The sequence below is a fragment of the Polaromonas eurypsychrophila genome (genome assembly GCF_014641715.1).
GTDB classification, from domain to species: Bacteria; Pseudomonadota; Gammaproteobacteria; order Burkholderiales; family Burkholderiaceae_C; genus Polaromonas; species Polaromonas eurypsychrophila.
Genome location: NZ_BMIG01000024.1, coordinates 1 through 13,253, shown reverse-complemented (window position 1 = coordinate 13,253; position 13,253 = coordinate 1). Strand labels below are relative to the sequence as shown.

Here is a 13,253-nt window from a genome sequence, read left to right as displayed (position 1 = left end):
CATCATTCTCCGGGTTGATGGACTTCTTGGAAAAATGACTGGTACGGTTTATGGGGGGCAGGTCAATGGGGGCAGAGTTTTGAACATCGTCCCTAGAACTTGGGAAGTTCATTTATATTCGTGGTCCAAGCATGGCGTCCACCAACCTCACTGCATGGCTCCTCAGCTCAGGAACCGCCGTGGCCTCCCAGAACTGTGCTTTTAATAACGGCCCTACATAGCGGACTACCGCAAGCGGATGCCCGTCGTATCGGATGATGCGATAGCTGTCATCCACGCGTAGACCCAAGTCTTCGGAGTCTATGCCCAACATACCGTGTTCACGAAGCTGCACAATCAGCGGGTCGCTCACCCGCTTCAAGTCGCTTGAAGGGCCTGTACAGTTGACGACAGCTGCGTAGCTGGTCATCATAGACTGCGTAGCACCCCTTGCTTTCCATCTGACATTCGCGCAGTTAGCATCCTTTACATCGATGTCCATGAGGCGCCCGGCAAGCACTTGAAGCTGACCGCGCTGAATAGCCAGCTGTATTCGGTTGAAAATGGCCGGTGCAGCGCGGTGGCGGTGGGTATCCCAATACGGAAGGAGATGCCGCAGAAATTGCTGCCGTGCACCTACGCCGAGCTGGTGCCACAAGCGAGGTGTATGGCTACGTAGGCCCCCAATCACGTCGCGCCAGTCATTGCCCGAGGCGCATGTGTGCCGAATCAGCTCACGCACGCGTCGCAGTTGCTGACAAACGCTTGATTCGTCCAATAGAAAGTCGGCAGGCACTATGCCGGATGCCGGCGGTACTTCCTGTTCTCGATGGGGCTGTGGCAATAAGCCACGCCGCGAAAGCATGCTTATGGGGCCAAGGTGACCCTGGTCAAGCAGTCGGAGCACGGCATCATAGGCCGTCAAACCGGTCCCAATCAGTAGAACACTTGCATCGCGGGGTAGGCGCTCCAACTGTCCGTGCAACCACACGTCGTTAATCAGGGGTAGATTCGTCCAGTCTGCGTAATGACCTGTGGCCGGCGGTCGGGGCATGAAATTACCCAAAGCCAGAACAACCTGTGTGGCCTTGATGATAACGCCCGAGCTCAAGCGCAAGATTTGTATGCCACCTTCGGACACTGGATCGATAGCAACTACTTCATCCTCAAGGATCTCAAGTCGGACACCTTCATCAGCACCAGCCTGTGCCGTCAACAGGCTGTGCTCCAGGTAGTCGCCATATAGACTGCGCGGTACAAAATCACTTGCGCCGTAAGGCATCCCACGACTTTGAAGATATTCGATAAAGCCGGATTCATGGCCTGGCTCGATTCCCATGCGACCGGCAGGCACATTCAAGAGATGGCTAGGTGAGTTGGTCCCATAAGCCAAGCCACGGCCAAAACTCAAACTCCGGTTTATAAGACAGACACAAGCGGTCCCGCGGAGGCGTTTTAACAATTGGATGGCAACGGCCATGCCCGAAAAGCCAGCGCCCACAACCACCAGTTCGGATGTTGACTCATAATTCATACTTTTTGGAATAACATTAACAAAACATTACTTTAACTGCTTTACAAATCGGCGCGACCAGCGCCAGTAATTCGGACCAGGGCATGACTTGATCCATGTCTTCGAGCAAGATTTGCTTGCGCGTGCGAGGGTGCTCAGATCAAGCTCAAGGCCCTTTTGTTTGATGCGGCCACTATCTGCAATTTACGTACCCAAGTCGAGTTGATTGGGGGAGAGTTTTGAACATCGTCCCTAGCGAATTTTTTTGAGAACGATTAAAAATGATCTTGGTTACTGGCGGAGCCGGCTTTATTGGCGCTAATTTTGTACTCGACTGGCTGGCAATACAGGACGAGCCGGTCATCAACCTCGACAAACTGACCTACGCGGGCAACCCCGAAACCCTGCAAAGCCTGCAGGGTGATGCGCGCCACACACTGGTGCAGGGCGACATTGGTAACGCTGCCCTGGTCTCGAAGTTGCTGGCAACGCACCAACCCCGCGCTGTCATCAACTTTGCCGCTGAGAGCCATGTTGACCGCTCCATCCACGGCCCCGGTGAATTCATCCAGACCAACATCGTCGGCACTTTCAGTCTGCTTGAATCGGTGCGGGGTTACTGGTCTGCACTGCCAGCCGACCAAAAAGCGGCTTTCCGGTTTCTGCACGTCTCTACCGACGAGGTTTATGGCAGTCTGGCCAAAGACGACCCGGCCTTCACCGAGTCCAGCCACATCGAGCCCAACAGCCCCTACAGCGCCAGCAAAGCCGCCAGCGACCACTTGGTGCGCGCCTGGCACCACACCTACGGCCTTCCTGTGCTCACCACCAACTGCTCAAACAACTACGGGCCCTACCACTTTCCTGAAAAACTCATCCCGCTGATGATTGTCAACGCGCTTGCTGGTAAAAACCTGCCAGTGTACGGTGATGGCCAGCAAATTCGCGACTGGCTGTATGTCAAAGACCACTGCAGCGCCATTCGCCGGGTGTTGGAAGCCGGCCGGCTGGGGGAAATCTATAACGTGGGCGGCTGGAACGAAAAAGCCAATCTGGAGATTGTGCACACCGTGTGTGCTCTGTTGGACGAATTGCGACCCCGTGCCGACGCCAAGCCTTACAAAGACCAGATCACCTACGTCACAGACCGCCCCGGCCATGACCGCCGTTACGCCATTGATGCCCGCAAGCTGGAACGCGAGCTAGGCTGGAAACCAGCTGAAACTTTTGATTCTGGCATTCGAAAGACGGTGCAGTGGTACCTGGACCACCCCGAATGGGTCGCCCACGTGCAAAGCGGTGCTTACCGCGATTGGGTGCAAAAGCAATACGCGTGAAAGTCCAGTATGAAAATCCTTCTCCTCGGTAAAAACGGCCAGGTCGGCTGGGAGTTGCAGCGCAGCCTGGCACCATTAGGTGAGCTCATTGCGCTGGACCGTCACAGCAGCCAGTTTTGTGGCGATCTGACCAACCTGGCTGGTCTGGCAGCGACCGTGCGCGCAATTCGACCCGATGTCATCGTCAACGCCGCGGCTTACACCGCGGTGGACAAAGCCGAGAGCGAACCCGAGCTGGCGAGCACCATCAATGCCCACGCACCCGAAGTGCTGGCGCGTGAAGCCGCCCAGATCGGTGCCTGGCTGGTGCACTACAGCACCGACTATGTGTTTGATGGTGGTGGCAGCGCACCGTGGGTTGAGTCTGACCCTACAGGCCCATTGAGCGCTTATGGCAGCAGCAAACTCGAAGGTGAGCGGCTGATTGCGCAAGGCTGCACCCGCCACTTGATCTTTCGCACGAGCTGGGTCTATGCAGCGCGTGGTGGCAATTTTGCCAAGACAATGCTGCGCCTTGCTCAGGAGCGCGAGCGCCTCACTGTCATTAACGATCAGATGGGTGCGCCTTCTGGAGCGGACTTGTTGGCTGACACTACGGCGCAGGTCATTCGGCAGGTCAGGCTGCGCGATGCGCAGAGTGAATCAATCGCAGGCATCTACCACTTGGTTGCCTCCGGTGAAACCACTTGGTTTGAGTATGCGAAGCATGTGCTCGGACAAGCCAAGTTGCTGCAACCAGCTATTCAAATGAAAGCAACCGAAATACTACCGGTGCCCACCAGCGCATTTCCAACACCGGCAAAGCGTCCACACAACTCGCGCCTGAACACCAACAAGCTGCAGCGCACCTTTGGCTTAACCATGCCGCACTGGCAAGCGGGGGTCAATCGCATGTTGGCTGAAATTTTGTAAACCTAGTGAAATAGCCATGACAATACGAAAAGGCATCATCCTGGCTGGCGGCTCTGGCACGCGGCTACACCCGGCCACACTGGCAATTAGCAAACAACTGCTGCCGGTGTACGACAAGCCCATGATTTATTACCCGCTTAGCACGCTCATGCTGGCGGGCATTCGCAACATCTTGATCATCAGCACCCCACAAGACACGCCGCGCTTTGCGCAACTGCTGGGCGATGGCAGTCAGTGGGGCATTAACCTGCAATACGCTGTTCAACCCAGCCCCGACGGGCTGGCACAGGCTTTCGTCATTGGCGCAGACTTTATTGGCAACGACCCGTCTGCCCTGGTGCTGGGCGACAACATTTTTTATGGACACGACTTTCAGCAGCTTATGGCTAATGCTGAGGCACGAAAGGTGGGAGCCAGCGTGTTTGCCTACCACGTCCATGACCCCGAGCGTTATGGTGTGGCCGAGTTTGATGCGGCAGGCCGTGTGCTCAGCCTGGAAGAAAAGCCCATGCAACCTCGGTCCAATTACGCGGTGACCGGCTTGTATTTTTACGACAACCAGGTGGTCAACTTGGCCCGCCACCTCAAGCCGTCGGCTCGCGGCGAGTTAGAAATTACTGACCTCAACCGCTTGTATCTGGATCAGGAGGAATTGAACGTGGAAATCATGGGCCGGGGCTTTGCCTGGCTTGACACGGGTACCCACGACAGCTTGATGGAAGCCGGGCAGTTTATTGCCACCCTGGAAAAGCGACAAGGTCTCAAAGTTGCTTGCCCCGAAGAGATTGCCTACCGACACCGTTGGATTGACGCTGGGGCGCTGGAAATACTGGCACAACCGTTGGCCAAAAACGGCTATGGTCAATATTTGTTGGGTCTGTTGAAAGAGAAGGTATTTTGATGAAAGTAACGCAAACCGCCATTGCAGACCTATTGGTGCTTGAACCCAAAGTATTTGGAGACGAGCGGGGTTTCTTTCTTGAGAGTTTCAATATGCAAACCTTCCGGGCTGCCACGGGCTTGAATGTTGATTTTGTGCAAGACAACCACTCCAAGTCGGCTAAGCATGTATTACGCGGCCTGCATTACCAAATTCAGCAGCCGCAGGGCAAACTTGTGCGGGTGGTGCAAGGCGAGGTGTTTGATGTGGCAGTGGACTTGAGGCGGCATTCGTCTACCTTCGGGCGATGGGTGGGTTTGCATCTTTCGGCCGCCAACAAAAAACAGTTTTGGGTGCCTGCCGGCTTTGCCCACGGCTTCGTGGTGTTGAGCGAGACGGCTGAGTTTTTGTATAAAACCACTGACTATTACTCGCCAGAGCATGAACGTTGCATAGCCTGGAACGATCCGGAGATTGGTATTGCTTGGCCGGAAATGGGGGCAGAGCCGTTGCTTTCAGCCAAAGATCAACAGGGCTGTAATTTGCGCGAGGCCGTAACTTTCCAGAAAGTTTGAGCGGTTTTTATTTTTCTGCAGACCGATTATGAAAATATCAGTCATAGGGACCGGATATGTCGGCCTTGTCACAGGCTCTTGCCTGGCCGAGGTGGGCAACAACGTGTTATGCCTTGACCTCGACGCGGCCAAGATTGAAGCCTTGAACGCGAGCAGCATCACCATTTTCGAGCCCGGCCTGCAAGAGCTGGTGCGCACCAACGTGGCAGCGGGGCGCCTGCACTTCACCACCAGTGTGCAAGAGGCCGTGGCGTTTGGCCAGATCCAGTTCATTGCGGTCGGCACCCCGCCCGACGAAGACGGCAGCGCCGACATGCAGTATGTGCTCGCAGCTGCCCGCAGCATTGGCCTCCACATGGTGGAGGAAAAGCTGGTTGTCAACAAAAGCACCGTACCGGTGGGTACGGCCGAGCGGGTGCGCGCAGCCATTGCCGAAGAATTGGCAACGCGGGATGTGCAGCTGACTTGGCATGTAGCCAGCAACCCCGAGTTTTTGAAAGAAGGCGCGGCAGTTGAAGACTTCATGCGCCCCGACCGCATTGTGATTGGCACCGACAGCGACTTTGCCACCGACTTGTTGCGCGAGCTCTATGTGCCGTTCCAGCGCAACCACGAGCGCCTGGTGGTGATGGACATTGCCAGCGCCGAGCTCACCAAATACGCCGCCAATGCGATGCTGGCCACGCGCATCAGCTTCATGAACGAGCTGGCCAACCTGGCCGAGAAGCTGGGTGCCGACATTGAGCAGGTGCGCCGCGGTATCGGCTCTGACCAGCGCATTGGCTACCACTTTTTGTACGCAGGCACCGGTTATGGCGGCAGTTGCTTTCCCAAAGACGTGCAGGCGCTGCAGCGCACCGCGCAGCAAGTGGGCGTGCCCCTGCGGGTGTTGGAGGCGGTGGAGGCAACCAACAATGCACAAAAGCTGGTGCTGGTTGAAAAGCTGGTAGCGCGCTTTGGCGAGAACTTGCGCGGCAAGCGTTTTGCCATGTGGGGCCTGGCCTTCAAGCCCAACACCGACGACATGCGCGCTGCACCCAGCCGCGCCATCATGGAGCGCTTGTGGGCGCTGGGCGCCACGGTGCAGGCCTATGACCCTGTGGCCATGGACGAGGCGCGGCGACTCTACGGCGACCGGGCCGACCTGCAGCTTGTCAACAGCCCGATGGACGCCTTGAAGGGCGCCGATGCGCTGCTGATCGTCACCGAGTGGAAGCCCTTCAAAAGCCCGGACTTTGCGCTGATGAAGCAGCTGTTGAATCAGCCCGTGGTGTTTGACGGCCGCAACCTGTATGACCCGGCACGGGTGCGGGCGGCGGGGTTGGAGTATTTCTCGGTAGGACGCGCCGATGCCTGAGTTTTGCGCTCGAGGGGCCAGCAATAGTCAATGGCAAGGGCTGCAGGTTAGCAAGGCCGATCGCGCTGCCCGGTTGAACCAGACGCCGCGCTGCATTTGGTTGACCGGCCTGTCGGGTTCGGGCAAGACCACCTTGGCCAATTTGCTTGAAGAGCGCCTCTTTGTTGAGGGTCGCCATACGTATATGCTGGATGGCGACAACGTGCGCCATGGCCTAAATAGCGATTTGGGCTTCAGCGAGGCTGATCGCGTAGAGAACATCCGGCGGGTGGCCGAGACTGCCAAACTGATGACGGACGCAGGCTTGATTGTGCTGGTAAGTTTGATTTCGCCCTTTGCAGCTCAGCGTAAACGTAAACCGTCTTCAGGTCCTCAAATTAACGAAGGTGATAGGTCAAATGGTTTGACAATCGGACTTTCTTCGCTACAGTAATTTACATTTATCTCAACGGAGTAAAGCTTGAAGATAAACACAAAGGAAAAGTTTGATCACGATGGTTACGCCGTCTTGCCGAAATTTTTCTCCTCTCTTTGGATAGATCTTGCAGTAAAACGAGTCGAAAGCATTAGAAGGGAGCGCCCACTGGATGTGGTTGTAGACATGCTTGACACCGGAGACCGAACTGCGCTGGGTCTACTGAGCCTTCAGGACGCTATGACCCGCCGAATGAAGATCAACGATCTCCACCTGGTCGTTCCAGAGGTTCGCGCCTTGGCACTGAACAACGGTATAGGGTCTATCTTGCAAGATCTTCTCGGCCACACGCCGGTTTTATGCAATAGCCTCTACTTCGAAAAAGGTAGCGCCCAACCTGCCCATGTCGACTCGCTTTACATGACCCCGGCGACACCACAGCACCTTATAGCCATTTGGGTAGCTTTGGAAGATACACACCCCGATGCTGGACCCTTAGAGTACTACCCCGGTAGTCACTTGATTGAACAAATGAAGTTCAGCAACGGCTCTTACCATTTCATCCCAGGCGAAATGCCTAATTGGCACACGTACATGGCGAATCAGGTGAAGCAAAAGGGACTGAAGATAACCAGCTTCGCAGCGAAGAAAGGAGACGTTTTTGTTTGGCACTCTGACCTACTTCATGGTGGTGGTCAAATCAAGAATCCAGCTCTCACGCGGAAATCTTTAGTGTTTCATTACTATTCTGAGGTTGACTGTCGCTCAAGACACGAAACGCTCATGCCACAGTCAGGTGCTTTCTGGCTGAAACGAGCGCCGCAAAAGCTTCCAGCTTCGGAGATCGTGAAAATGCCTTTTGTCGAAGAGGTATATCTCGCTCGCTATCCTGATGTCGCAGCGGCAGTAAAGAACGGCTCCTTTGCATCAGGAGCAGTCCATTTCGATATGTACGGCCGTAGTGAAGGCCGCATACCTAACTAAGCTTTGGCCAATGGGACACCAGAGCAATGCTATGTTTAACTGGTTTTCAAGTTCGAGACCCGCTCACGCGATGCCATATGCAAGGAATTGATCGTCTTGGTTGGCTCGCGAAGTTGCACCGACTGCCCCCCAGTCAAGGCGTTACCCGATACCGCCGCCTTACCTTCGGGGCTTTTTGGCCCGGTGGACTGCTCCCACTGTTTCCACCGCTTGATAGCCTCGCTCTGCAGCTTGCGCCGCTCTGGTGTCCAGCCTTTTTCCGGGTTGCCCATGCTCTGCTGACCTGCCCCCAAGCAGAACGCATACATTGAGAGCTTCAATGGAACCTTCAAAGAGGAGTGTCGTCTGGACGAGAACTGGTTCGAGTCGCTGTAACAGGCACGCCAGATAGTGCCACAAGGATAGGCGACCACAACGAGACCAGACCGCACAGCACTTGCGGGCACGTGCCGCCTGCGACATTCGCCGCTTTGAATCGCCAGTTAACGGGCGATTCAAAGCATAAGAGCAAGACCAAGGCAGGAATCGGTAAATCTTGCCGACCACAGACTTCTGGAATTTTGATTGTTACGGCTGGACGGGAGCAGGTCACCCAAACTGTTTATCCATTCACAAACAGATAACCATGAAACTTATCACACAAACTCACCCTACAGAATCAAAGTTGACTTGCGCAAATGCTGCTTTTAAAAACAAAGACTTTGAACTTGCAATTGTCCTCTATGAGGACGCTCTTAAGCACTCTAAAGAACCTATTAGAAGCAATATTCTGTTCAATCTGAATTTATTGAAAAAACGTTTAGGTCCATCGCCAGCAGCAACTAAAGCTAAGCCTGAAAAAAGAGATATAACCAATAATTTAGTACCCATCAAGCATCTTGAACCTGACTTCGATGATTCAGAATACTGGAAATCAGTTGGTGATGACCCGCACTTTCATATTAAACCTAAACAAGAAAGATACTTTGAAGCCGGTTGGTACCAAATTGAATTATTAGTTGAATCATCACGCCGCACCAATCTTGCCAAATTTTATTTAAATTATGGTGATGGTTATTCGGAAAAAAACACTTTTTCATTACCATATAACTCCAAAAAATTAGCCAAAAGAATAGTATATTTTAAAGAATATTGCAGTGAAATTCGATTTGATCCAAAAGAAAGTCAAGGTCGTTTTAGGGTTATTGGGCTGCATATTACACCTGTAGCAGTTGCAGATGCTGAGGATATTATGCTTCAAGAGATGTTAAGCCAAAGGACCAAGGTGAAACTTAAAGACTCAGCATCATATAAGATTCAAATGAAATTTGAAAAACGTGCATATAGTAATAAATTTATTCTCGTAGAACACATTTTTTATAATTACCAAGAATTATTTACGGGTAGATCTGATTCAATTGCCTATGAGGATTGGATTGAGTGTATAGAAAAACCAAGCCTACCAACCGCTGAGCAGGTTAATTTAAACATTATTAATCTTTCGATAAAGCCGGTTATATCCGTGGTGATGCCAGTTTTTAATACAGACGAACAATACTTGTCTCTATGCATTGACTCTGTAATAGCGCAAACCTACCCGCATTGGGAGCTCTGCATTGCAGACGATGCATCTCCCAAACCCCATGTGCGTCGCCTACTGGAAGCCTATGCAGCCAAAGACGCCCGCATTCGCGTCGTGTTCCGCAAAGAAAATGGCCATATTTCACACGCATCTAATAGCGCACTTGAGATCGCTCATGGCGAATTCGTCGCACTGCTGGACCACGATGATGCCTTGCCAGACTACGCGCTGTACTTCATAGCATTGGCCATCAACGCGAACCCGGACGCGCAATTTTTTTACAGCGACGAAGACAAGCTTGACCAGAATGGCGCGCGTTTTGAGCCGAACTTCAAGAGCGACTGGAATCCCGATCTTTTTTATTCCCAGAACTACGTGTCACATCTTGGCGTGTACCGGCGTGAACTTTTGAACCGTATCAACGGATTTCGCCCCGGTGTGGAGGGTAGCCAAGACCAGGATTTGCTGCTGCGCTGCTTGCCGCATGTCCGTCATGATCAGATCATCCATGTTCCACGTGTGCTGTACCACTGGCGAATGGTTGAAGGCTCTACCGCACTGGCTTCTGGCGAAAAGAGTTACACCATGAACGCCGGCGTAAAAGCGTTACAAGACTATTTTCTGACCGTCAACCCGCGTATTTCCGTGGAACCTGGTCAAGTTCCCAACACTTATAGGGTGCGTTGGCCACTACCTGAATCTCCCCCCTTGGTTAGCCTACTGATTCCGACTCGCGACCGGCGGGCGCTCACTGAAACCTGTGTGCGTAGCATCATTGACAGGTCAACGTACACAAATTATGAAATCTTGATTCTTGACAACGGAAGTGTCGAAAGTGAAACCCTTGAATTCTTTGAGCAGATCCAAAAAGAAGACCGTCGAGTTCGTGTCCTACGTTACGACTGCCCCTTTAATTACTCCGCAATCAATAACTTTGGTGTTCTTCATGCGCGGGGCGTGGTGATTGGGCTTGTCAACAATGACATTGAAGTCATCAGCCCTGAGTGGCTAACAGAGATGCTTTCTCACGCAATTCGTCCTGATATTGGTTGTGTTGGCGCCAAACTTTACTACAGCAATGACACACTACAGCATGGTGGTGTTGTGTGCGGTATTGGTGGCGTTGCTGGCCACAGCCATAAATATTTTGCACGCTCAAATACCGGATACTTTAGTCGTCTCTTTCTCACCCAAACAATGTCCGCCGTGACGGCTGCTTGTCTTCTTGTACGTCGTGACGTGTACGAAAAAGTTGGTGGTCTTGATGAAACAAACCTAAAAATAGCTTTTAACGATGTAGATTTTTGTCTGAAAGTGCGAGAGGCTGGTTATCGCAATTTGTGGACACCGTATGCGGAGCTTTATCATTATGAATCTATCAGTCGTGGCATTGAGGATACGCTAGCAAAACAAGAGCGTTTTGGTGGCGAAGTTGAATTTATGCAGAAAAAATGGGGCGATTTGTTGAAAATAGATCCATATTACAGTCCGAATCTGACCAAAGATAGGGAAGATTTTTCGATTACTTCTAGTGATCATGTTTAAAACTCTCCCTCAATCAGCTCGACAGGGGCACGCAAATTGCGGGTAATGACTGCATGAAACAAAAAGACGTTGGCCTTGATCTGAGCACCCGCCGCACGCGCACACAAATCTTGCTCTAAGAGATGAGTCAAGTCGTACCATGGTCCGAGTTGCTGGCGCTGATCACCCCGCACGCGTCAGTTGCCAAGACCGGACGCCCGTCGTTTGATGTCGCAACCATGCGTATCCACTTCCTGCAGCAGTGGTTTGGCCTGTTTGACCTTGGGGCCGAAGAGGCCTTGTTCGAGACCTGCTTTTACCGTGGCTTCGTAGGCATCAGCGGTACCCAGCGCATTCCTGACCGGGTCAGCGTTCTGCGCTTTCGCCGTTTGCTTGAAGAGCATGAGCTGAGCCCGAAGGTCCTGCAAGTCATCAACGCCAACTTGAGCGCCCACGGCCTGCTGCTGAAGACCGGCAGCGCGGTCGATGCCACGTTGATTGCTGCACTGAGCTCGACTAAGAACAGCTCTGGTGAGCGAGCCCCCGAGATGCACCAGACCAAGAAAGGCAATCAGTGGCACTTTGGAATAAAAGGGCACATTGGGGTCGATGCAGATTCGGGTCTGGTGCACACCGTCATCGGCACAGCGGCACAGCGGCACAGCGGCCCACGTCAACGACGTGAACCAATGTCATGGTCCGCTGCACGGTGAAGAAGGGGTCGTCTTCGCTGATACGGGGTATCAGGGGGCCACCAAGTGGCCTGAGGCGACGGGCGTGTAATGCGTGCAATGGCACGCGACGGGTGCAAAAACACACGCCGTGAGGTGAATTGGCGAAGGCGGAAAAGCTCAAGGCCAGCATGAGTGAGTCTTTGCACAGCCAAAGGGCTGCAAAAGAGCTGAAAAATGGCCTGTCACAGCCTTGCACGGCCGTAGTCGATACTGATGTTTCATCAAGAGAGAAATATTTAGTTATGTCTGCTTCTCAAACTGAGTTTTAGACACGATCCCTAGGATAAAGATTTTTGGAGTAAAGGATTATAAGATGAGTGAATTACTAATTAATAATGGAATAACTGTTATCGGTAAGATGGTAAACAAAAATAAACCAATAATAGTAGTAGGTACCGCACGAGGTGGGACGTCGATGGTTGCAGGCGTGCTGGCAAAATTAGGAATTTTTATGGGTGATAAGGCCGTTGCGCCTGTATATGAAGATACAAGACTTTCTAAAGCATTTGAAGATAATGACGAAGTTCAAATCGATAAAATTATTAATGAATATTCAGTAAAAAATGCTAAATGGGGCTGGAAGAGACCTTCATCTATTGAATATTTAAAATACGCTGATGATAAGTTTAATTCACCAATTTATATTTTTATTTACAAAGATATTCTTTCGATCGCACAGCGGAATGTAATATCTGCACTGGAAGACATTTCCCCTGCAATGCGGCGCGCTATCAAGCAGTATGCTAACTCCTTAGAGTTTTTAGAATTAAAAAAACCTTATGCCATGTTGGTCTCCTATGATAAGGCGCTTTCTAACCCCAAAAATTTTATTCATAGCCTCATTGATTTTTATGATTTAACTCCTACGATTGCCCAAATAAATGATGCCATTAAATTTGTACAGCCTAATCCTCATGAATATTTAGATAATTCTAGAATTACGAAAGCACAGGGCTTTTTGGATAAGATTGAGAATAATATTGTATATGGTTGGGCTAGATTTGTGCATAAGAAGCAATTTGCAAATGTTGATATATTTGTAAATGACGAAAAAGTTGGTGCAACTATTGCAAATTTAGTACGCTCAGACCTATCAATAAGATTTGCGCAGCCATGCGCCTTTGAATTTTATTTATCAATACCTGAAAATTCTATTGTGAAAATAAGAGCAAGAGTTACTAACGAGGTGGTAGATTTGGAAAACTCACCGATTGAGATTGGTTAATGGGGCTAGGGCAAGATGCTATTTATAATGGAGAAATTAGATTATATTATTGAAGGAGTGACATGTCATAAATCGGTAGTTTTTAATTTTTTTTTCACTACAAAACTGGCTCCTTTTGTGGATTGACCGGAGCCATAGAAAGATTTTTAGTGTTGGGGTTTACAATTTTAATTTACCCGTCAGGTGGTCTGACCTGCCCCCCATAAACCGTACCAGTCATTTTTCCAAGAAGTCCATCAACCCGGAGAATGATGGAC

The 13,253-nt window shown here is 51.4% G+C and carries 10 protein-coding genes and 3 pseudogenes; 11 read left to right on the top strand and 2 right to left on the bottom strand.

The window, feature by feature from the left end; all coding sequences use genetic code 11:
- Positions 1-112: 112 nt before the first annotated feature.
- Positions 113-1,513: an FAD/NAD(P)-binding protein gene (locus IEX16_RS19705; protein ID WP_188710270.1), complete on the bottom strand. Its 1,401-nt coding sequence runs from the start codon at positions 1,511-1,513 to the stop codon at positions 113-115.
- Between the two features lie 260 nt (positions 1,514-1,773).
- On the opposite strand from IEX16_RS19705, the gene rfbB reads away from it, so the two are divergent.
- From rfbB to IEX16_RS19670, 7 genes and pseudogenes are all read left to right on the top strand, one after another.
- A complete protein-coding gene (gene rfbB / locus IEX16_RS19700; protein WP_188710269.1) occupies positions 1,774-2,829 on the top strand; it encodes a dTDP-glucose 4,6-dehydratase in 1,056 nt (351 codons plus the stop codon).
- A 9-nt stretch (positions 2,830-2,838) separates the two neighbouring features.
- Positions 2,839-3,741, top strand: a complete 903-nt coding sequence (gene rfbD, locus IEX16_RS19695; protein WP_188710268.1) for a dTDP-4-dehydrorhamnose reductase — start codon at positions 2,839-2,841, stop codon at positions 3,739-3,741.
- 16 nt (positions 3,742-3,757) lie between these two features.
- Complete coding sequence (rfbA, locus tag IEX16_RS19690) at positions 3,758-4,642, top strand: glucose-1-phosphate thymidylyltransferase RfbA (protein WP_188710267.1); 885 nt, start codon at positions 3,758-3,760, stop codon at positions 4,640-4,642.
- Positions 4,642-5,196 (top strand): dTDP-4-dehydrorhamnose 3,5-epimerase, encoded by a 555-nt coding sequence (gene rfbC, locus IEX16_RS19685; RefSeq protein WP_188710266.1) that lies wholly within the window; start codon positions 4,642-4,644, stop codon positions 5,194-5,196. The genes rfbA and rfbC overlap by 1 nt, the downstream gene beginning before the upstream one ends.
- Positions 5,197-5,224: 28 nt before the next feature.
- Positions 5,225-6,553 carry a UDP-glucose dehydrogenase family protein gene (locus IEX16_RS19680; protein WP_188710265.1) on the top strand — a complete coding sequence of 443 codons (1,329 nt, stop codon included), beginning with the start codon at positions 5,225-5,227 and terminating at the stop codon, positions 6,551-6,553.
- Positions 6,540-6,902, top strand: a pseudogene (locus tag IEX16_RS19675) (adenylyl-sulfate kinase); the annotation flags it as partial. The gene IEX16_RS19680 and the pseudogene IEX16_RS19675, both read left to right, overlap by 14 nt.
- A 111-nt stretch (positions 6,903-7,013) precedes the next feature.
- A complete protein-coding gene (locus tag IEX16_RS19670) occupies positions 7,014-7,952 on the top strand; it encodes a phytanoyl-CoA dioxygenase family protein (RefSeq protein ID WP_188710263.1) in 939 nt (312 codons plus the stop codon).
- A 35-nt stretch (positions 7,953-7,987) separates the two neighbouring features.
- On the opposite strand, the gene IEX16_RS19665 is transcribed toward IEX16_RS19670, so the two are convergent.
- Positions 7,988-8,224, bottom strand: coding sequence for a hypothetical protein (locus tag IEX16_RS19665; RefSeq protein WP_188710262.1), 237 nt, complete (start codon positions 8,222-8,224; stop codon positions 7,988-7,990).
- A 13-nt stretch (positions 8,225-8,237) separates the two neighbouring features.
- Here IEX16_RS19665 and IEX16_RS20410 point away from each other — a divergent pair.
- The 4 genes and pseudogenes from IEX16_RS20410 to IEX16_RS19645 all read left to right on the top strand — a co-directional run.
- Positions 8,238-8,422 (top strand): annotated as a pseudogene (locus IEX16_RS20410) (integrase core domain-containing protein); the annotation flags it as partial.
- A 155-nt stretch (positions 8,423-8,577) separates the two neighbouring features.
- Positions 8,578-11,058 (top strand): glycosyltransferase, encoded by a 2,481-nt coding sequence (locus IEX16_RS19655; protein ID WP_188710261.1) that lies wholly within the window; start codon positions 8,578-8,580, stop codon positions 11,056-11,058.
- Positions 11,059-11,111: 53 nt separating this feature from the next.
- Positions 11,112-11,805, top strand: a pseudogene (locus IEX16_RS19650) (IS5 family transposase); the annotation flags it as partial.
- A 279-nt stretch (positions 11,806-12,084) separates the two neighbouring features.
- Positions 12,085-12,996: a hypothetical protein gene (locus IEX16_RS19645; protein ID WP_188710259.1), complete on the top strand. Its 912-nt coding sequence runs from the start codon at positions 12,085-12,087 to the stop codon at positions 12,994-12,996.
- Positions 12,997-13,253: the final 257 nt, after the last annotated feature.

Bases quoted from the DNA above. Each gene is read 5' to 3' on its own strand.
- rfbB (WP_188710269.1), top strand. From the start codon at position 1,774: ATGATCTTGGTTACTGGCGGAGCCGGCTTTATTGGCGCTAATTTTGTA.
- IEX16_RS19665 (WP_188710262.1), bottom strand. From the start codon at position 8,224: ATGGGCAACCCGGAAAAAGGCTGGACACCAGAGCGGCGCAAGCTGCAG.
- rfbC (WP_188710266.1), top strand. From the start codon at position 4,642: ATGAAAGTAACGCAAACCGCCATTGCAGACCTATTGGTGCTTGAACCC.
- IEX16_RS19680 (WP_188710265.1), top strand. From the start codon at position 5,225: ATGAAAATATCAGTCATAGGGACCGGATATGTCGGCCTTGTCACAGGC.
- rfbD (WP_188710268.1), top strand. From the start codon at position 2,839: ATGAAAATCCTTCTCCTCGGTAAAAACGGCCAGGTCGGCTGGGAGTTG.
- IEX16_RS19645 (WP_188710259.1), top strand. From the start codon at position 12,085: ATGAGTGAATTACTAATTAATAATGGAATAACTGTTATCGGTAAGATG.
- IEX16_RS19705 (WP_188710270.1), bottom strand. From the start codon at position 1,513: ATGAATTATGAGTCAACATCCGAACTGGTGGTTGTGGGCGCTGGCTTT.
- rfbA (WP_188710267.1), top strand. From the start codon at position 3,758: ATGACAATACGAAAAGGCATCATCCTGGCTGGCGGCTCTGGCACGCGG.
- IEX16_RS19655 (WP_188710261.1), top strand. From the start codon at position 8,578: ATGAAACTTATCACACAAACTCACCCTACAGAATCAAAGTTGACTTGC.